Below are 18,520 nucleotides of genomic sequence, written 5' to 3'. Positions count from 1 at the left end.
ACCCGAGCCGCCGGGCCGGAGCCGCCGGTCCGCGGCGCCGGACCTGTGGTGCCGGACCTCCCGTCACAGCCGGCGCAGCAGCCACACCAGGTACGGGGCGCCGACCAGCGCCGTGACGATGCCGACCGGGATCTCGGTCGGCGCCAGCAGCCAGCGGCCCAGGGCGTCCGAGGACACCACCAGCACCGCCCCGAGGACGGCGGCCATCGGCACCATCCGGGCCGTGTTGTTGCCGACGATCCGCCGGGCCAGATGCGGAGCCACCAGCCCGACGAACCCCACCGCTCCCACCGCCGCCGCCGTACCCGCCGCCAGCACCGCGCCCGCGCCGAGGACCAGCAGCCGGGCGCGGCCCAGCTCCAGCCCGAGGGCGCGCGGCAGTTCGTCACCGAGCGAGAGCAGGTTCACCGGCCGCGCCGCGACCACCAGGACCACCGCGACCAGGGCGGGCAGCGCGAGCCAGCCCAGGGCCGAGAAGTCCCGGGCGTACGTACTGCCCGCCAGCCAGCCCAGCGCGGAGGAGATGTTCATCTGGACGCTGACCACCATGATGTTGACCAGGGCCATCGAGGTGGCGGCGGCCCCCAGGCCCACCAGCACCACCCGGGTCGGGTCCAGCCCGGCCCGCCCGTCCTTGGCGCTCCCCCGGGCGACCAGCACCACGAGCGCGAGCATCGCGACGCCGCCGATCCCCGCCGCCGCCGGCAGGGCCACCAGCGGGGCCGACGGCACGGCGACGATGACCGCGATCGCGCCGAGCGACGCCCCGCCGGTCACGCCCACGAGCCCCGGCTCGGCCAGCGGGTTGCGGACGACCGCCTGCACCGCTGCCCCCGCCACCGCCAGGCACGCCCCGGCCAGCGCGGCCACCAGGATGCGGGGCAGCCGGTAGTCCACCACCGCTTCGGTGATCTGCTCGGCGGAACCGAACAGCGCCGCGCCGAGCTGACTCCAGGTGATCTCGACGTCCCCGACGCGCAGTGAGACCGCGACGGCGACGGCCAGCGCCACCAGCCCACCGCCGAGCGCGACGGCGTACGCGGGCGCCCGCCTCCGGTCGGACACCACCACCGCGGCGCCCGTGTCGGCGTCACCGGTGCTCACCCGGCGGGCCAGTGCCATGAACACCGGGCCGCCGATCAGCGCCGTCACCACACCGACCGGGATCTCGGCGGGCTGCGTGGCGGACGGCGTCACGATCAGCTGCGCCGCCGCGTCGGCACCCAGCACGAGCGCCGAGGCCAGCAGCGCCGCCAGCGGGATCATCGTGGCGTGCCGGCGGACGCCCAGCTGCCGGACGATCACGGGGGCGATCAGCCCGACGAAGCCGATCGGCCCGGCGAGCGACACGGCCGCCGCCGACAGCAGGACGGCGACCAGGAAGGCGGCCGGGCGGACGCGTTCCACCCGTACGCCCATGGCCTCGGCCGTCTCGTCGCCGAGCGCCAGCAGGTCCAGCGGGCGGGCCAGGAACGGGGCGAGCAGCGCGCCGGCGACGACGACCGCGCCGAGCGTCAGGGGCCGCTCCAGGGAGGTCTGCATCAGGGTGCCGTTGCCCCAGAAGAACAGCCCCCGGGTGGCCTGCACGTCGAGCATCTGGAGGAACTCGGCCCCCGCGGTGCCCGCGAGCGCGACCGTCGCCCCGGCGAGGAGCACCCGCCCGGGCGTCATCACACCGCCGCTGCTGAGCAGGTACACCACGGCGACCGCGACGAGCCCGCCGAGGAACGCCGCGCCGCCCGCCGGGATCGGGCCGAGGCTGATGCCGGTGAACGCCACCAGCACCACGGCGAAGTACGCCCCGGCGTTGACGCCCAGGGTGTCGGGGGCCGCCAGCGGGTTGCGGGTCGCGCCCTGCACCAGCACGCCGGAGACACCCAGCGCGACGCCGACGACCAGGCCGGTCAGCGTGCGCGGCAGGCGGCTGCCGAGCAGTACGTCCCGGGTGCGGGCGTCGCCGTGGCCGAGGATCAGGTCGGCGATGTCGCCGATGCCCACGCCGGACACGCCGAGCCCGAGGTGGACGACGCCGACCAGGCACAGGGCGAGGGACAGGCCGCCGCCCACGAGCAGGGCCCGTGGGCGGCGGCCGGGCAGACGGGCGGCGGGTGCGGCCGTCGTCAGTCCTTCCGGGGCCATCAGACCTTCAGAGCCTTGCCGGTCTCGTCGAGGATGTGCATCGCCGACAGCGGACCGCCGAAGAGCCAGGTGCCCGGGTCGAGCGGCAGGGCCTTGTCCTTCTTGACGAACTCCAGGCCCTTCCAGACCGCGTTGCCGGCGAGGTCCCCGGTGAACGGGTTGTCGTTGGCGGCGGCGACGTACAGGAACGTCGCGTCCTTCTCGACCTTGGTCAGACCCTCGACGCCGACGGTCGTCATGCCCCAGGCGTCGGACTGGCCCTTCCAGCCGTTCTTCAGCCCGGCGAGGTTCAGCACCTGCGGGGCGATGGCGTCGTCGGTGAGCATCCGGATCGAGGCCGCGCCGTTGGCGGTGAAGCCCTGCGCGAGGGCGTACTTCAGGCCACCCTTGCCCGCCTTGTCCAGCCGGCCCTTGAGGTCGGCGGCCTTGGCGTCGATCTGCCGCGTCACCTCGGCGGCCTTGTCCTCCTTACCGACCGCCTTCGCCAGCTCGCCGAAGTTCTTCTTCATCGTCTCGAGCTGCGGCTTGGTGGTGTACGTGAACGACAGCACCGGCGCGATGGCCCGCAGCTGCTTGAGGTTGGCCTTCGACCGGTCGTTGTCGATCACGATGAGGTCGGGCTGGAGGGCGCGGATCTTCTCCAGGCTGGGCTCGTTGCGGTCGCCCACGTCGGTCACCTTGCCCGACAGGGCGGCGCCCTTGGCGGTGATCCAGGTGCCGTAGCCCTTGTTGTCGGCGTTGCCGGCCGGGGTCACGCCGAGCGCGACCAGTTCCTCGGTGTACGTCCACTCCAGCGCGACGACCTTGGTCGCGGGCTTGTCCAGGCTGACCTTGCCCTGCGCGGTGTCGACGGTGATCGCGCCCTTCGCCGGCTTGTCGGCGCCGCCCTTCCCGCCGCCGTCCGTACTCTCCTCGACCGTGCCCGACCCGCAGCCGGTGGCCGTCAGCAGCAGGGCCACGGCGGTACCGCCCGTCGCGAGGGCGCGCAGCATTTTCTGCATGGTGAATCTCTCCTTGTGTGCTGGTGATGCGGGCGGACCGCCGAGGGCCCTCGGGTTCAGGACGCGGCGGGAGCCTGGGACCGCTGGGGGAAGCAGGCGAGATGGCCGGTGGCGGGATCGCGGACGACGTTCACGCGCAGCCCGAAGGCCCGCTCGATGACGTCCGGCGTGAGGACGTCGTCGGCCGAGCCGGCGGCGGCGATCCCGCCGTCGGCGACCACCACGACGTCGTCGGCGTAGGCCGCCGCCTGCATCAGGTCGTGCAGGACCACGCCGACGGCGATGTCGTGCTCCAGGGCCAGGCGCCGCACGACGTCGAGTACTTCGAACTGGTGGCGCATGTCGAGGTACGTGGTGGGCTCGTCGAGCAGGAGGACCCCGGCGCGCTGCGCCAGCACCATGGCGAGCCAGGCGCGCTGGCGTTCACCGCCGGACAGCTCGTCGAGGCGCCGCTCGACGAGGGGGGCCGCGTCCGTGACGTCGAGCGCCCAGTCGATCGCCTCGGTGTCCTCGCCGGTGTGCCGGGCGAGCGCCCCGCGGTGGGCGTAGCGGCCGTGCCGTACCAGCTCACGGACCGTCACCCCGGCCGGTGCCTGCGAGGTCTGGGGCAGGAACGCCAGCCGCTGGGACAGCGAGCGGCGGGCGAACGAGGCGAGGGGGGCGTCGTCGATGCGCACCTCACCGGCGAGCGGTGGCAGAAGGCCGGCCACCGTGCGCAACAGGGTCGATTTCCCGCAGCCGTTGGGGCCGACCAGCACGGTGATCGCACCGGCCCGGAGGGAGAGGTCCACCTGCTTCAGCACCGGGCGGCCGCCGTGCCCCACCTCGAGGTCCTTCGCCACCAGGCGGACGTCGCCCATGCACACCACTTTCCTTCCCCCGCTGCCGGTCCGACGGCGCCACCATACAACTTAGGTAAGGCACACCTTAGGGGTGTGACCGTGATCGTGCGGCTTGTGACCATGTCGAGATCTGTCGCACCACCCCGCGCCCCCTCCACGCACACTCAAGCCACTTTCGTCACAAGCCAGTTCGGTGTAAAGGCCCCCTCGCCGAGACGTCGCCGACACCACCGCCACCGGCCGCGTCCGCCAACCCGCGCGCCGGACGAGTGGCCTGAAGTCGCCCTGCCGCGGCCCCCGTTGGCGCCGGCCGGCTGCGGCGGCCGGACGGCGGGTCCCCGACGGGCGCCTCTCGCCCCCGGGTTACTGTGCGGGGGTGAACCTTCATGTCGTCATAGGTTTCGGGCCCGCCGGTGCGGCCACCGCGCGGCTGCTGGCAGCACAGGGCCACTCCGTACGCGTCATCACCCGGTCGGGCCGCAGCCCCGAACCGGGGATCGAGCACCTGGCGCTGGACGCCACGGACAGCGCCGGACTCACCGCCGCCGCCGAGGGCGCCACCGCCCTCCACTGCTGTGCCGCCCCGCCCTACCACCGCTGGGTGAGCGACTGGCCACCGCTGGCCTCGTCGGCCTTCGAGGCGGCCGAGGCGACCGGCGCCGTCCTCGTCATGCTGAGCAACCTCTACGGCTACGGCCCGGTGGACCGCCCGCTGACCGAGGACCTGCCTCTCGCGGCGACCGGCCCGAAGGGGCGCCTCCGCGCCTCCCTGTGGGAGCAGGCCCGGACCCGGCACGAACAGGGCCGCCTCCGGGCGGTCGAGGTACGGGCCTCCGACTTCTTCGGGCCCGGCGTCACCGACGGCGGCCACCTGGCGGCCCGGGTCATGCCCCGGCTGCTGCGCGGCAGGCCGGTCACCGCCCTCGGCGACCCGGACGCCCCGCACAGCTGGACCTACCTCCCCGACGTGGCCGCGGCACTGGCCGAGGTCGCGGGCGACGAACGGGCCTGGGGCCGCGCCTGGCACGTCCCGACGGCGCCCGCCCTCTCCACCCGCGCCATGGTCGACCTCCTGGCGGCCCGCGCGGGAACGGCACCGGTCCCGGTCCGCGCGATGCCGCCGGCCGTCCTGGGCATCGCCGCGCTCCTCTCCCCGCTCGTCCGCGAACTCAAGGAGGTGCGCTACCAGTTCGACCGTCCCTTCGTCGTCGACTCCGGCGCCTACGAGGCCGCCTTCGCCGTACGGGCCACCCCGGTCGACGAACAGGTCGCCGCCACGGTCGACTGGTGGCGCGAACGGCAGGCGACCACCGGGTCGCGGCGGTGACCGCCGGCGAGGCCCCGCGGGGCCCCCGGGAGGCGCGGCACGACGACATCGCGATCGTGGGGATGGCCTGCCGCTTCCCCGGGGCGCGCGACCTGAACCAGTACTGGCGCCTGCTGATGTCCCCGCGCGCCCAGTTCTCCGCAGTCCCCGGCTCGCGGTGGCGCAGCGCCGCCTTCCTCGGCGACGACTTCCGCGACCCGTCCTCGGTCTACACGGACACGATGGCGCTCCTGCCGGACGTGGGGCACTTCGACGCCGCGCACTACAACATCCCGCCCCGCCGGGCCGCCGCGATGGACCCCCAGGGCCGGCTGCTCATCGACCTCGCCCGCGAGGCGATCCAGGACGCGGGCTGGGAGGCCGGGGGCTTCGACCGCGAGGAGACCTCGGTGATCACCTCGCTCACCGAGAGCGGCTACCGCGAGATCAGCACCCTGCAGATCCGGATGCGCCAGCTGGCCGGCGGCGAGTTCGGCGCCCGGGTGGCCGACCCCCGGTGGCGCGAGTCGGCCCGGGCCGTCGGCGGACTGCACGGGTCGTCCGCGGCCGGGCTGCTGCTCAACATGGGCCCCAACACCATCAGTTCGGTCTTCGACCTGCACGGCGAGAGCTACGCGCTGGACTCGGCGTGCTCCGGCGGCCTGATGGCCGTGGCCAACGCCGTGTTCGCGCTGCGCGCGGGCCGGTGCCGGATCGCCCTCGCCGGCGGGGCCCAGCTCCAGCTCACCCCCGACCTGCTGGTGGGACTGTGCCGCATCGGCGCCATCTCGCGCAGCGGCAGATGCCTGCCGTTCGGCGCGGAGGCCGACGGGTTCGTCCTCGGCGAGGGCGCCGGGGTCCTGGTCCTGCGGCCCCTGCCCGACGCCCTGGCGGCCGGCGACCGGGTGTACGCCGTGATCCGGGGCGTGGGGACCGCCAACGACGGCACCGTGCACGGCGGAATGCACCCCCAGGCCGCCGGCCAGCTGCGCGCCCTGCGCCGCGCCTACCGGGACGCCGGCCTGAGCCCCGGAGCGGTGGGCTACCTGGAGGCGCACGGCACCGGGACCACGGTCGGCGACCCGGTCGAGACCGGGGTCCTGCGCGACCTGCGCTGCGAGGCGGACGCCGCGCCCGCCCTCCTCGGAGCGGTCAAGGCGGTGGTCGGGCACTCGCTCAACGCCGCGGGCATCGCCGGCCTCATCAAGACGGTCCTGGCCGTGCACCGGGGAGTCGTCCCGCCGCAGCCCGACTTCGACCTGGCGGACCGCTCCGTCCTGGAGGCCGCACGGCTGACCGTGCCGACCGAGCCGGCCCCCTGGCCGGGCTCCGGCACCCCGCGCCGCGCCGGGGTGAGTGCCTTCGGCTTCGGCGGCACCGGGGTCCACCTCGTGGTGGAGGAGTGCGTCACGGCGCCGGCCCCGCCCCCGGCGGCGGACCCGGGACCGCACCTCCTGCTCCTGAGCGCCCGCGACCGCGCCGGGCTGGCCCGGTACGCCCGGGAGGTGGCGGAGACCCTCGCCGCCGACCGGCCGCCCCTGGCCCGGGTGGCGGACACCCTGGCCCGCCGCACCGCCCTGGCCGAGCGCCTCGCGGTGGTCGCGGAGGACACCCCCGACGCCGTGGCCCGGCTGATCGCGGCGGCCGGGGAGGTGGAGGCCGGCCGCACCGGGGAGCTGGGACCGGGACGGGTGACCGGCACGGCGAAGTCCGGCGGAGTGACGTCCGGCGAGGTACTGCCCGACGAGACGACGACCGGTGAAGCGACGTCCGGTGAAGTGGCGTCCGGTGAAGTGGCGTCCGGCGGGGTGGCGTCCGGCGGGGTGGCGGCGCGCACCGCCGCGCTGACCCGCCTCGCACACCGCGCGGTCACCGTCCAGGTGCCCCGCCCCGCGCCGGAACGTTTCCCCCCGTGCACCCTGCCGCCGAGCCCGCTCGCCCCACGCCACCACTGGGTGGTGAACGAGTCGGCCCGCGAGGCGACGGAGGAGGACCCCACGACGCCCCCGCTCACCGCCCTGTCCCCGCCCGCGCACGTACCTCCGTCCGCGCAGGCGCCCCCGCCCGCGCAGCTGCCCGCGCCGTCCGTGCCGCTGCCGGCGCAGCGCCGCGCGGAGGACCGGCCCGCGGCGCGGACCGGCGGCCCCTCCGGCGCGTCCGTCGTGCTGGCGGAGGTGTCGCGGATCGGCGTCTTCCCCCTCGCCGACCTCGACGAGCGGATGGCCCTGGTCGACGACCTCGGCTTCGACTCCCTGATGCTGCACGACCTGGAGGCCGGCATCGCCAGGCGCGTACCCGGCTTCCGCACCGAGGAGATGTACGCGCCGGGGCTCACCATCGGACGGCTGATCCACCTGGTCGATCCGCACCGCGAGGAGCCGTGGGCCACGGCCGGCCCTGCCCCCGCCCGGGCCATCGACCCGACCCCCGCCCCGGAGCCCCGCCCGGCAACGGAGCCGGAGCCCGGCCCCGATCAAGGTCCGCAGCCGCCCGCCGCGACCGGACGCGTCGAGGACTTCCCCGAGGTGCGGCAGTTCGAGGAGCGCCTGCACGCGGTCACCGCGGGCGGCGCGTCCTATCCGTACTTCCGCGTCCACCAGGGCACCATCCGCGACACGACGGTGATCGGCGACCGCTCGTACCTGTCGTTCGGCAGTTACAACTACCTGGGGCTGTCCGGCCATCCGGCCGTCAACGAGGCCGCCCGCCTCGCGGTGGAGCGGTACGGGACCTCCGTCTCGGCGAGCCGGCCCCTGTCCGGCGAGCGGGACCTCACCGTACGGCTGGAACGGGCACTCGCCGGCTTCCTCGGCGTCGAGGACTGCCTGGTGCTGGTCAGCGGCCACGCCACCAACGTCACCGCGATCGGCCACCTCGTCGGCCCCGACGACCTGGTGCTCCACGACGCGCTGGCGCACGACAGCATCCTCCAGGGCTGCGCCCTGTCCGGCGCGGCCAGGCGCCCGTTCGCCCACAACGACACCGGCCGGCTGGAGCAGTTGCTCCGGCTCAACCGCTCCCGGTTCCGGCGGGTCCTGATCGCCGTCGAGGGCGCGTACAGCATGGACGGCGACCTGGTCGACCTGCCGGCCGTGATCGAGCTGAAGAAGCGTTACGGCGCTCTGCTGATGGTCGACGAGGCCCACAGCATCGGCACGGTGGGGGAGAGCGGCCGGGGCGTGGGCGAGCACTTCGGCGTCGACCGGTCCGACGTCGACCTGTGGATGGGCACCCTCTCCAAGGCCTTCGCCAGCTGCGGCGGGTACCTGGGCGGCTCGGCGCGGACCGTGCGGTGGCTGCGGCACACCTTGCCCGGCTTCGTGTACAGCGTGGGCCTGACACCGCCCAACGCGGCCGCCGCGCTGGCCGCCACGGAGCTGATCGTCGCCGAACCGCACCGGGTGCGGGCCCTGCGGCGCAACGCGGAGCTGTTCCTCGGTCTGGCGGCCTCCGCGGGGCTCGCGACCGGCGCCAGCGCCGGCACGCCCATCGTGCCGTGCCTCCTCGGCGACTCCGCCCGGACCCTGCACGTCGCGGACCGGCTGTTCCGGCGCGGCGTCGTCGCCGACCCGATCCTGCACCCCGCCGTCGAGGAGGGGCTGGCCCGGCTGCGGTTCTTCGTCACCGCCGACCACCGTGAGGACGACATCCGGCGTACCGTGTCCGTCCTCGCCGAGGAGGTCGCGTACACCGCGCGGGAGGCCGGCCACGTCAGATGAGGGTGCGTTCTATGCGGCTGAGCGTGGCGTTCTCGCCCGGCCCCGCCGGGGCCTCGCCCTGCCGCCCCTCGGTGCCGCCGACCCGCTGGGATAGCAGGTAGGCGATGATCTCCGCCTCCTGCTCCTGGACGTCGTCGTAGGTGGCGCGCAGGAGCATGTCGCGCACGAGATCGGGGTCGAGGTCCGGGAAGAGGAGGCGGGCACTCGCCTCGTCCAGCCAACCCGCGCCGCGATGACAGCAGATGATGTGACCCAGCTCGTGCAAGATGATGTGCTCCTGATGCGCGCTGGTGGTGTTGGCGTCGTAGAAGATGAGGTCCTCGTCGCGGGCGGCGACCCACATCCCGCACGGGTGCGACGCCGGCATCTGCATCGGGACCAGGGTGATCGGGCGGCCCCGGACCTCGCTGAGATGGCGGCAGAGCTCGGCCACGTCGGCCACGCGCGGCAGGTCGAGATCGGCGATCCGCTGCGCGCCGGCCTTCCGGAGCCTCTTGAGCCGGCTGCGGCGGTCCTGGTCGGCCGGCCGGCCCCTCCTGCCGCTCCTCATTCGTGGTCCGCGGGGTCGGTGACGGGCGGGAGCCCCTGCATCTGCCGGTACTGGTCCATGATGGCCGTGATCGCCTGGAGGTTCTCCTTCTTCATCCCGGCGGCCCGCATCGCCACCGAGCGGACCCCCGCCTGCCGCAGCGCCTCGATGGCGGCGACCTGGCTCAGGACCGACTCGGCGACGTCGTCGTCGAAGAAGTAGGCGACCGACACCCCGAAGAAGCGCGCCAGGGCGGCCAGCAGGTCGGGGGAGGGGTTGGAGCGCTTGCCGGTCCGCAGCTGCGACAGGTACACACCCCCGACCCTGAGGTCGGGATTGGCCCGCTTCAGCTCCTCCGCCACCTCGGCGTTGGTCCAGTGCCTGCCCTTGGGGCGCACCGTCTTGAAGAGGTCGTCCAGACGCACCGCCAGCACGGGCCGGTCATCAGTCCCGGTCATCGCGATCTCCCTCCCGTCACCTCCTAGGCATAGCCCTTGGCTAACCGTCACTTTCCCAGATTAGCGGACAGTTGACAATTGGGCGCGTCTCAGACAACGTTGGAGCTCGCCGATAGCTGGCAGCTAACTTGGTTCACGGGGGTGGCCGAGTTCGCTGCCGGTCACCTCGGCCGGTCCGGTCCTCGGGGGATGGGTCGGGCCGTGGGGCCGGGCGGGGAACACCCGCCCGGCCCGCCAGACCGCAGTGGGAAACGGGGGGATGTCCCGCCCGGTCCGACGGGGGAAAGCCGGACCGGGCGGGTGGTGACCGCGGGAGCCGCAGGGCCGGGCGGCGGCCGGCCTCCGGGACCTCAACCCGCCTTGTCCAGCTTGCTGTAGGCGGCGGCGACCTTGGTCAGCCAGGCGACCTCCGCGGTGAAGTTGTCCGTGTCGCGGTCCTCGAAGTCGCCGGCGTCCGCGTTGTCGGCCGGGATCGTGCCGGCCCGCTTGGCGCTCAGCGCCTGCCGGATCTGCGCCGCCTCGGTGAACGCCTGCCGGGACTCCTCGGGCGTGCCCTCCTCCGCCCCCTCGCCCGCCCCCGTGGCGGCACCGGCCGTGCGGTCGATGTACGGGCGCAGGTCCCGCCAGCCGTCCCGTATCTCCACCACCCGCCGGTGCAGGCGGTAGTCGAGGTCGGCGACCGACGCGGCGCCGGGCGGCTCCAGGACGATGTCGGGAGAAGACTCGTACAGGTCGCGCCAGAGCGGATAGAGGGCCCGGTACGCGCGGTACCGGCGCGCCCAGCCCGCCACACCGGCGACCGAGGCCCACCAGGAGGACATGGTGAGGCTGAGGGAGAGCAGCACGATGCCCGCCGCGCTGAACACCGACGCGGCGACCTTCCACACCCCGATGTCCACCCCGGACGCGGCGGTGAGGATGTTGACCGTCCGCGCAGCGCAGTAGAGGAACAGGACCACCGCGGCGACCTTGAGCAGCCGCAGGGCCTGACGGAGCGAGGCGTTGTCGGTCATCCGCGCGTACGGTCCGCACTGGCGGAAGATCGTGACGCACGGAACCGCCTGCGAGACGATGAACAGCAGGAGGTACGTGAGGATCAGCGGCCGGCCGCTGCCCGTGTCGAAGTCCGAGGCGGGCCGGTCCGGGCCGTCCGCGACGAGGAACAGCGCCACCAGCACCACGTCGAGGACGATCCCGGTGACCAGCCAGTTGCGGGACTTGCGCGCCGCCTCCTCGCCGGTGGTCGCCCAGCGCAACAGGATGATCTGCGCGCTGACGCAGAAGGCCACGGCCGCCAGGTGCATCACCAGGATGGCGAGGTTGCCGACGCCGAGGAAGCTGCCACCGCCCATGGCGACGGCCCCCATCGTGAAGGTGAGGCACTGCAACAGCAGGGTGACGACGAGGGTGCGGTAGGCGCTGTCCCGCCAGCTGCGCCGCACCTGGCACAGCCGGTAGACCAGCGCGGAGTACGACGAGAGCGCCGCGATGACGAAGCAGAGGGTTCTGATGGTGTTCAACGGCCTGGTTCCCTGCGGGTGACGCGTACGCGCGGCGGACGGTTCAGTCGGTGGTCTCGCCCGCGGGTACCTCGAGCCCGATGCTCTCGGCCGCCACGGCGATGGCGTAGTCGAAGAACGCGGACTCGTCCCGGACGCTGTCGTGGGTGCGGCTGAAGACCTGGAACACCAGCAGCCCGATCAGGTTGCTCCACAGCACGATGCCCCGCTCGATGATGTCCGAGAACGGAGCCTCCGGTACGCCTCCGAACAGCTCCACCGCCTCGGGCAGGAGCAGCGGCGGCCCGGCCACGGCCCGCCGCGGCGGGGTCAGTTCACCGGCCTCCAGCGCCGAGCGGACGATCCCGGCCAGCACGGCGGGCGTACGGGACGCGGGGGGCACCGTGTCCTGCGGGGCGTGATAGCCGGGGATGGGGGAGCCGTAGATCAGTGTGAACTCGGCCGTGTTGTCGAAGGACCACCGCCGCAGCGCGCGGGTGGCCGCGAGGAGCCGGGCGCCCGCCGTGGCGCCGGCCTCCGCGGCCGTGCGGTCGGCCTGCTCCATCGCGGCGCCGGACGCGTCGTAGGCGTCGATCACCAGAGCGGTCAACAGGGCGTCCCGGTGCGGGAAGACGGCCTCCACGCCGGCGACGGGCACGCCGCTCTCGCGGGCGACGGCCTCCAGCGTGAGCCCGGCGGCGCCCGCTTTCACCAGCAGGTCGCGCGCGGTGGACTTGATGTTCTCGTCGGCGGAGCCGATTCCGGATGCGTCCATGGCCAAACCGTACCTGTCAGCTACTCCCGTACAGGAGTTCAGCCGGTCGGTCGCCGTGACCATGCGCTGTGATCCGGCCACGGCGCGGGACCACCCGGAAGGCGGCGGAGGCCCGGGGCCGTGGGGTGGTCCGCGTCGCGGGTGCGGCGCACGGGTGGGGGGCCCCACAGCAGCCGCCGACGTGGCCGACGTGGCCGACGCCCCCGTGCCGGGCGGCGGTCGGGCCACCGGCACGGGGGCGTCGCGTGTGCCCCGTTCGCTCCCGTCGTCGCGTGAGGGTCAGTGACCCGTCCGGTCCCGGACCTCGGCGACGGTGTCCTGCCCGGTCCGCCGCAGGCCCTCGGCGGTGTCCTGACCGGCGGTCCTGGCCTGCTCCTTGGTGGTGTCCACCGCGTCCTGGGCCGTGGACTTCACGGACTCGACGGCCTGGGCCGCCGGTTCGCGCAACTCCTCCTTGACCTCCTGCGCGGCCTGCACGGCCTGCTGCTTCACCGGCTCCAGCAGTTCGTCGGAGTGCTCGCGGATCCGCTGCCCGGCGCGTTCCTCGGCGCTGGTGGTGGGCAGCAGGGCGGCGGTGAGCATGCCGGCGCCGAAGGCGATGAGCCCGGCGGCCAGCGGGCTGCCCTGCGTCTGCCGCTTGATCTGCTCCGGGGCCTGCTGCAGGGCCTCCCCGGCCTGGCCGGCGGTCTCCTGGACCGTCCGCGCCGCACTGCTCGCCGTGTCACCGGCGCTCCCGGCGACCCCGTGCGCCGACTGCGTCAGCCCGTCGGCGGCGTCCCGCGTCGTGCCCATCACGCGCTCCTTCACTCCGCTGAGCCGGTTGCGGGCCGACCCCGCCTTGCGCCGCACCACCCTGCCGGGCGTCACCTTCTCCGCGAGGAGATCGACGTTGCGGGCGAGATGGGCGCGGCGGTACTCCACGTCGCTCCTCAACTCCTGGGGTGTCGCGCCCATCGGGCGTCCTCCTTCAGGTTCTCCATGGTCTGTTCGGGCTTGAGGTTGACGGTGCGCAGCCGCTTGCGGCCGGTCGTGTAGAGCACCGCGCCGACCACGGCCCACAGGGCCGTGACGATGAGGGCCGCCCACGCGATGTCCATGACGTTGGCCAGCGCGAAGATCACCGTGAAGCTGCCGAGCAGCAGCACCAGGTGTCCGGCGTACCCGGCCCCGCCGAGCATGCCCATGGCCTTGCCGGCCTTCGTGGACTCCTCTTTGATCTCCGCCTTGGCCAGCTCGATCTCGTCCCGGACCAGTTGGGAGAGGTCCGTGCTGATGTCACTGATCAGATCGCCGATGGACGTGTCCTCCACGGCGGCGGGCGGCGGCTCCTGCACGCCCACCCGGTCGCGTTCGGGCACGCGGGTCGTCACCGCCATTCGCCCTCACCCCCCGGCCGGGGAGTGGTGGGGTACGGCGAGCCCGGTGCCGCCGTGGGCGGCGCCGGCGCCGGCGGGGTGACGGGCGGGACGACCGGCGGGGCCGGGGGCACCGCCCCGACACCCGCGCCGGCGCCCGTGCCGACGCCTGCGCCCAGGCCCGCACCCGTGCCCGTGTCCAGGCCCGCACCCGCACCCGTGCCCGTGTCCAGGCCCGTGCCCGTACCGGCCGCGGGCCGCTGAGGCGCGTACTGCTGCCCGCCCTGCGGGCCGGCTCCCGTCGAACCGGACGAACCCGCGGCGCTGACGCCCTTCCCGGCCCGCGCGACGACGAACCCCGCCAGGGCCGCGCCCGCGAGGAAGACACCCGGTCGCCGCCGGGCGAAGTCCTGCAAGTCACCGACGAGACCCTCCGGGCCCCGCTGCTCCAGCCGCGCGGCCACCTGGTGCCCGCCGTCGGATATCTGCCGTACGACGCCACCGACGCCCGAATCCGGCTTGCCGTTCTCGCTCATGTCACGCAGCTCGTCGGAGAGCCGGCGGACGTTCTCCGCCAGCCGCTGCGTCTGGCTCTGGGCCTGGTCGCGGAGCTGTTCCCGCAGCTCGCCCACGAGGTCACGCGCCTGTGCCGTGGCCTCATGGGTCACCCCCGCAGCCTGCTCCTTGGCGGTGCCGGCCACCTCGGAGGCCTTGTCACCGACCATCCCCGCGCTCTCGGCCGCCTTGTCCTGCGCCGTTCGCGCCACCGCGCCGGGCGTGCTCTGGTCGCGGCGCCCTGGCTCCTCGAAGCCGCTCATAAATCCTCCAGAAAGGAAGGGAGTGCTCGTCTGCGAGCCTCCGCGTACCCGAATTCACGGCACCCATCACGCGTTGAAGAAAAAACCCTGACGGCCGACCGGTTCGGCTTGCGGGCGCCAATACGCCACGCCCTGAGCGGCGCTGACGCGCCGAAACCCCGATAGCGGGATCTCCCGGTGCTCCCCGGAATATGCCCTTCCGAAACACCCGGAAAAGATCCGGCGGAACGATCAGGGAATTCCACCGCGAATGGCCGGGGCACACCCGGACCGCCGCAGCGCGGAAAGGCCGGCCGCGGTTTCACGCCGTACCGGCGCGTGCCCGTGCGTTCCGTTGTGTGCGTACGTGTGTACGTGCGTGTGTACGTGCGTGCCGCGCCGGTCCGGCGCGGCGAGCGTCCCCGCGTCCCCGCGGCGCACGCTTGACCATGGTGGGCCGGGTACCCGCTTCGCGGGCGTACTCACCTCTTCACCGTGCCGCCCTGGCAAGCGGCCGGGCGGCGGAAAGGCGGGCGACCCGGCGGACCTGCACACCGGGGCCCGACTGATGTACTACGCGGCGACCTGGTCGAGGTCGCGCTCGCGGTGGTCGTGGCCGGCCAGTGGTTCACACGGCCGGTGCGCGCAGAACGTCGAAGGGCTCCCACACCTGCTGCCGGAAGACGTCGATCCCGTACGCGTTGATGAACTGCCGCTCCACCTCGTGGATGGGGTACAGCCCCTGGACGGCGATCACGTCGTGCCCCTCGTGGCCCGGGACACCGACGTCGATGGCCGAGCAGTCCTCCCGGGCGAAGGCGACCGGCTCGAACACGCAGAACCCCGTCATGGCGGACTCCGGCACGATCCGCTCGCCGAAGTCGACGGTGTCGCCGGGCCCGAAGGGGCAGGTGCCGCGGAGCTGTTCGGCGAGGAAGCCGGCCGCGTGCGCCCAGATCTCGTCCTCCGACCGCACGCTCAGGCACAGTTCGGGCGAACAGTGCCGCCAGTCCGGGTGGGTGGCGAGGGAAACGCCGTAGGTGAACGTGGTGAGAAGCCCCCGCGGCAGGTCGTCGTACACGATCGCCGTCACGCCCCGCAGCCCCTGCCTGGTCGACTCGACGGGGAAGAACCGGGGCTCCCTGCCTCCGGAGAGCCGGTCGAGACGGGCGAGGTACTTCTCCACGCGACTGGTCATCCCCCCAGCCTGCACGATCCCTCCCACCGGTACGCCCGCGGGGGTGGGCCCGGACACCCGCCGCCGGGGCGGGCACGTCATCCCCGCACCGGCGGGACCCGGCGGACGACGGACCGTGCCCTCCGCGAGACCCTCCGTGACACCTTCGATAGATCGAATACGCCGTGCCTTCCGCCCCGTGCCGGTCGTTGAGCGGGCGGTCGTATTCGCTCGAATGCCTGGAGTGTCTTGGTGAGTGTGACGTCGTCCCGGCCTCCGCGGGAGGCTCCCGCGAGGTGGTCGGGGAGGTCGGTGGGCCGTCGGCTGCGCAGGGCGCTGATCGGGTCTTCCATGCGGCTGGTGCTGCGCGGACCGCTGTGGAACGGCCGCTCCGCACCGGCCTGCACCGGGCCGTACGGGCCGGCGGACGGGGAGGGCATGACGCTGCTGCTCCTGGGCGACTCGTCGTCGGTGTCCGTGGGCGCGCTCCGGCGGGAGGAGACGGTCGGCGCGGTCCTCGCCGGTGCCCTGGTGGCGCGGTGGGGCGGCCGGGTGGACGTGGAGGTCCACGCCCGGGTGGGGGCGACCACGCCCGGGCTGGCCCGCCAGGTCCGGGCGGCCGTGCGGCGCGAGGGGCCCGGTGTGGCGCTGATCCTCATCGGCGGCAACGACGTCTTCCTGCCCGGCCGTTCGGCGCGGCGCGCCCGCCTCCTCGGCACCCACGTCGAACGGCTCCGGGCCGCGGGCCTGCACGTGGTGGTGGGAACGTGCCCCGACATCGGCGCGGCTCCGGCCCTGCGCGCCTGGAGCAGGGCGGTGGGCACGTGGCGCTCCCGGCGTCTGGCCGTGCGACAGGCCGAGGCCGCGCTGGCCGCGGGAGCGGTCGTCGTCTCGCTGACCGCGCCGGAGTTCCGGTCGGCACCGGACGAGCTGTACTGCGCGGACGGGTTCCACCCGTCGGGCCGGGGATACGCCCTCTACCTGGAACGGGTCTCCGTGGCGGTGTGCGAGGCGGCCGAGGCGAGCCGGGATGCGCGCACGGACTGGGCCGGGGAAGCCGACTTCGGCGGTGCGGCCGAGGCGGCCCGGTGCGTGGTGAGCCTGCCGGGCTCGTGCCTGCTGCCGCTCGGCCGGCCGGTCCGGGGCGTCGCCGTACGCCCGTTCACCCCGCCCCCGTCCGCCGCTGCCGGGGTCACGGGCCCGTCCGCCGCTGCCGGGGTCACGGTCCCGGGCAGCCGCCGCGGCGAGCGGTCGCCGGCCGGCACGGTCCGTTAGGCCGGCGGCCGGGTCCTCCTCGCGGACCTGGGGCCGCGAGGAGGACCCGGCCGTACGGCGGCGCGTGTGCGCGGGCAGCGGACCTCAGCGCCGGGAGAGCGGGGTGAGGGGGGCGGTCAGCCGGGTGGCGCCCGTGTGGACGGTCAGCAGGGCGCCCAGGGGGCTGTCGGAGGCGTAACGGTGGTCGACGGTGTCCAGGACGACGGCGAGCCGGTGCCCCGCCGGCAGGTCCCAGGCCGTGGCCGGCAGCGGGATCGTGAAGTCCAGCGGCCGGTGCGCGGGCCGGTCGCGGAAGGAGTACGGGGCGTGGGTCAGCAGCCTGGCGCGGCCGAGGGCGTCCACGTCGTACAGGTGGGCGATGAGGGTCCCGCTCGTGGCGTCCGCCGTCAGGCGCCCGGTCACCCGGGCCGCGCCCCGCAGGGCGTGGGGCGCCCGCAGGGGCGCGCCGGTCCACACGGCGGCGGCCGGTGGAACGAGGAGGGGCAGCAGCGCCGGCTGGTGCCCGCCGAGGGCGTCGAGCGCCCCCGATGCCGGGAAGGGCCCCGACTCGGCGGCCGAGGGGATCCCCGCGACGAGGTGCGCGTCGTCCGCGCGCCGCAGGGGGGTGAGCGGGACCTGCCGGTCGGCGTGCCGCAACGCCGCCCAGGAGGGGTGGTGCTCCAAGGCCACGGACGTACGGGACCGCAGGACGACCGCGGGGCCCGCCGGCCCCTCGGCGGTGTCCGCCACGTACCGGTCGACCCAGGCCACGGCCTCGTCCCACAGGCTCGCTCCCGCGAGCGGCCCGAGCGTGGGATTGACACTGTCCCCGTGGCCTCCGGGACGCATGTGCAGCTGCTTCGGCCCCTGGAGCAGGTCCAGGAACTCACCGGTCTGCCCGGCGGGGACGAGCGGGTCGTCCCACTCGTTGCCGAGCAGAACGGCGGGCGCGTGCCGGTTGAGCCGCGCCACGTGCGTCCTCGCGGAACGCTGCCGGGCCCAGGCGTGCGACCCGGTGCCGCCCCGGCGCAGATCGGCGAACGCCGCGGACAGCCGCTCGTCGAACCGGCCGTTGAGCCGGCCCACGAGCTCCTGGAAGAGCCCGACGGTGCTCGGCCGTGCCCCGTTGCGCCACTGGGAGCCGACCAGGTCGGTCCAGCCGCTCAGTGCGGCGACCGCCTTGACCCGGGGGTCGAAGGCGGCGGCGTTCAGGCTCACCGCCGCCCCGTACGACTCCGCCAGCAGACCGATCCTCGAAGGGTCGGCGCCCGCGTGCGCCACTGCCCAGTCGATGACCCGCGACACGTCGCCGGCGTCCTCGGGCCCCGCCATGTCGACGGACCCGCCCGAGCGGCGGAAGCCCCGGGGGTCGTAGGCGACGACGACGTACCCCGACGCCGCGAGGGCCCTCAGGCGCCGCGCGGAGGCCACCTCATGGGTGGGGAGCGAGATCCAGGCGCCCGGGACCACCAGCAGGGGACGGACGCCGGGGTGTTCGGGCCGGTGGACCTCGGCGGCGAGCACCACCCCGTCGGCGGCGGTGATGCGCACGTCCCGCCGTACGACGGACGGTGCGGCCGGCCCCTCCTGCCGGTCGCCGGACACGGACGAAGGGCGGTCCGGCGCGGTGGCCCACGCCGGCTGGGCGGCCGGAGGCGTCACCGCCACC

General features: G+C 74.5%; 15 protein-coding genes. 3 read left to right on the top strand and 12 right to left on the bottom strand.

Features of this window, described 5'->3' with window-relative positions; translation table 11 throughout:
* Nucleotides 1-63: 63 nt before the first annotated feature.
* The 3 genes from A4V12_RS08685 to A4V12_RS08675 are packed head-to-tail and all read right to left on the bottom strand — an operon-like array spanning nucleotide 64 to nucleotide 4,000.
* Nucleotides 64-2,139, bottom strand: coding sequence for an iron ABC transporter permease (locus A4V12_RS08685; RefSeq protein ID WP_064068665.1), 2,076 nt, complete (start codon nucleotides 2,137-2,139; stop codon nucleotides 64-66).
* Nucleotides 2,139-3,140 (bottom strand): ABC transporter substrate-binding protein, encoded by a 1,002-nt coding sequence (locus A4V12_RS08680; protein WP_064068664.1) that lies wholly within the window; start codon nucleotides 3,138-3,140, stop codon nucleotides 2,139-2,141. The genes A4V12_RS08685 and A4V12_RS08680 overlap by 1 nt, the downstream gene beginning before the upstream one ends.
* A 56-nt stretch (nucleotides 3,141-3,196) precedes the next feature.
* Nucleotides 3,197-4,000, bottom strand: coding sequence for an ABC transporter ATP-binding protein (locus A4V12_RS08675; protein WP_064068663.1), 804 nt, complete (start codon nucleotides 3,998-4,000; stop codon nucleotides 3,197-3,199).
* A gap of 358 nt (nucleotides 4,001-4,358) precedes the next feature.
* On the opposite strand from A4V12_RS08675, the gene A4V12_RS08670 reads away from it, so the two are divergent.
* Nucleotides 4,359-5,309: an NAD-dependent epimerase/dehydratase family protein gene (locus tag A4V12_RS08670; protein ID WP_064068662.1), complete on the top strand. Its 951-nt coding sequence runs from the start codon at nucleotides 4,359-4,361 to the stop codon at nucleotides 5,307-5,309.
* 62 nt (nucleotides 5,310-5,371) lie between these two features.
* Nucleotides 5,372-9,007, top strand: a complete 3,636-nt coding sequence (locus A4V12_RS08665) for an aminotransferase class I/II-fold pyridoxal phosphate-dependent enzyme (RefSeq protein WP_064068821.1) — start codon at nucleotides 5,372-5,374, stop codon at nucleotides 9,005-9,007.
* Here A4V12_RS08665 and A4V12_RS08660 read toward each other — a convergent pair.
* The 8 genes from A4V12_RS08660 to A4V12_RS08625 all read right to left on the bottom strand — a co-directional run bounded on the left by A4V12_RS08660 (nucleotide 9,000) and on the right by A4V12_RS08625 (nucleotide 15,618).
* Nucleotides 9,000-9,557: a hypothetical protein gene (locus A4V12_RS08660; RefSeq protein ID WP_064068661.1), complete on the bottom strand. Its 558-nt coding sequence runs from the start codon at nucleotides 9,555-9,557 to the stop codon at nucleotides 9,000-9,002. The two genes, A4V12_RS08665 and A4V12_RS08660, sit on opposite strands and share 8 nt — an antisense overlap.
* Nucleotides 9,554-9,994, bottom strand: a complete 441-nt coding sequence (locus A4V12_RS08655; protein WP_064068660.1) for a helix-turn-helix domain-containing protein — start codon at nucleotides 9,992-9,994, stop codon at nucleotides 9,554-9,556. Before A4V12_RS08655 ends, A4V12_RS08660 begins: the two co-directional genes overlap by 4 nt.
* Before the next feature lie 350 nt (nucleotides 9,995-10,344).
* Nucleotides 10,345-11,514, bottom strand: coding sequence for an MAB_1171c family putative transporter (locus A4V12_RS08650; protein WP_064068659.1), 1,170 nt, complete (start codon nucleotides 11,512-11,514; stop codon nucleotides 10,345-10,347).
* Nucleotides 11,515-11,557: 43 nt separating this feature from the next.
* Nucleotides 11,558-12,268 (bottom strand): TetR/AcrR family transcriptional regulator, encoded by a 711-nt coding sequence (locus A4V12_RS08645; RefSeq protein ID WP_107415366.1) that lies wholly within the window; start codon nucleotides 12,266-12,268, stop codon nucleotides 11,558-11,560.
* A 279-nt stretch (nucleotides 12,269-12,547) separates the two neighbouring features.
* Complete coding sequence (locus A4V12_RS08640) at nucleotides 12,548-13,222, bottom strand: DUF3618 domain-containing protein (RefSeq protein ID WP_064068657.1); 675 nt, start codon at nucleotides 13,220-13,222, stop codon at nucleotides 12,548-12,550.
* The gene (locus A4V12_RS08635) at nucleotides 13,198-13,644 is read right to left on the bottom strand and encodes a phage holin family protein (protein WP_064068656.1); all 447 of its coding nucleotides are present in this window, start codon (nucleotides 13,642-13,644) and stop codon (nucleotides 13,198-13,200) included. The genes A4V12_RS08640 and A4V12_RS08635 overlap by 25 nt, the downstream gene beginning before the upstream one ends.
* Nucleotides 13,635-14,441 carry a hypothetical protein gene (locus A4V12_RS37420; RefSeq protein ID WP_064068655.1) on the bottom strand — a complete coding sequence of 269 codons (807 nt, stop codon included), beginning with the start codon at nucleotides 14,439-14,441 and terminating at the stop codon, nucleotides 13,635-13,637. Before A4V12_RS37420 ends, A4V12_RS08635 begins: the two co-directional genes overlap by 10 nt.
* Nucleotides 14,442-15,048: 607 nt before the next feature.
* A complete protein-coding gene (locus tag A4V12_RS08625; RefSeq protein ID WP_064068654.1) occupies nucleotides 15,049-15,618 on the bottom strand; it encodes a suppressor of fused domain protein in 570 nt (189 codons plus the stop codon).
* A gap of 291 nt (nucleotides 15,619-15,909) precedes the next feature.
* Between A4V12_RS08625 and A4V12_RS08620 the strand changes: the two genes are divergently transcribed.
* Entirely contained in the window at nucleotides 15,910-16,872 is a 963-nt protein-coding gene (locus tag A4V12_RS08620; RefSeq protein ID WP_159028833.1) for an SGNH/GDSL hydrolase family protein, read from the top strand.
* A gap of 84 nt (nucleotides 16,873-16,956) precedes the next feature.
* Here the strand turns inward: A4V12_RS08620 and A4V12_RS08615 are convergent, their stop codons facing one another.
* Nucleotides 16,957-18,519: an alpha/beta fold hydrolase gene (locus A4V12_RS08615; RefSeq protein ID WP_064068652.1), complete on the bottom strand. Its 1,563-nt coding sequence runs from the start codon at nucleotides 18,517-18,519 to the stop codon at nucleotides 16,957-16,959.
* Nucleotide 18,520 lies beyond the last annotated feature (1 nt).

It is taken from the genome of Streptomyces noursei, assembly GCF_001646665.1.
GTDB lineage: Bacteria > Actinomycetota > Actinomycetes > Streptomycetales > Streptomycetaceae > Streptomyces > Streptomyces lavendulocolor.
Note: the sequence above shows the minus strand (reverse complement) of the source record. Positions and strands in the feature narration are given on the sequence as shown.

Excerpts from the sequence above, each read along its gene's own strand:
- A4V12_RS08665 (WP_064068821.1), top strand. The coding sequence starts at position 5,372 with ATGGCCTGCCGCTTCCCCGGGGCGCGCGACCTGAACCAGTACTGGCGC.
- A4V12_RS08655 (WP_064068660.1), bottom strand. The coding sequence starts at position 9,994 with ATGACCGGGACTGATGACCGGCCCGTGCTGGCGGTGCGTCTGGACGAC.
- A4V12_RS08640 (WP_064068657.1), bottom strand. The coding sequence starts at position 13,222 with ATGGGCGCGACACCCCAGGAGTTGAGGAGCGACGTGGAGTACCGCCGC.
- A4V12_RS08680 (WP_064068664.1), bottom strand. The coding sequence starts at position 3,140 with ATGCAGAAAATGCTGCGCGCCCTCGCGACGGGCGGTACCGCCGTGGCC.
- A4V12_RS08675 (WP_064068663.1), bottom strand. The coding sequence starts at position 4,000 with ATGGGCGACGTCCGCCTGGTGGCGAAGGACCTCGAGGTGGGGCACGGC.
- A4V12_RS08635 (WP_064068656.1), bottom strand. The coding sequence starts at position 13,644 with ATGGCGGTGACGACCCGCGTGCCCGAACGCGACCGGGTGGGCGTGCAG.
- A4V12_RS08660 (WP_064068661.1), bottom strand. The coding sequence starts at position 9,557 with ATGAGGAGCGGCAGGAGGGGCCGGCCGGCCGACCAGGACCGCCGCAGC.
- A4V12_RS08685 (WP_064068665.1), bottom strand. The coding sequence starts at position 2,139 with ATGGCCCCGGAAGGACTGACGACGGCCGCACCCGCCGCCCGTCTGCCC.
- A4V12_RS08625 (WP_064068654.1), bottom strand. The coding sequence starts at position 15,618 with ATGACCAGTCGCGTGGAGAAGTACCTCGCCCGTCTCGACCGGCTCTCC.
- A4V12_RS08645 (WP_107415366.1), bottom strand. The coding sequence starts at position 12,268 with ATGGACGCATCCGGAATCGGCTCCGCCGACGAGAACATCAAGTCCACC.
- A4V12_RS37420 (WP_064068655.1), bottom strand. The coding sequence starts at position 14,441 with ATGAGCGGCTTCGAGGAGCCAGGGCGCCGCGACCAGAGCACGCCCGGC.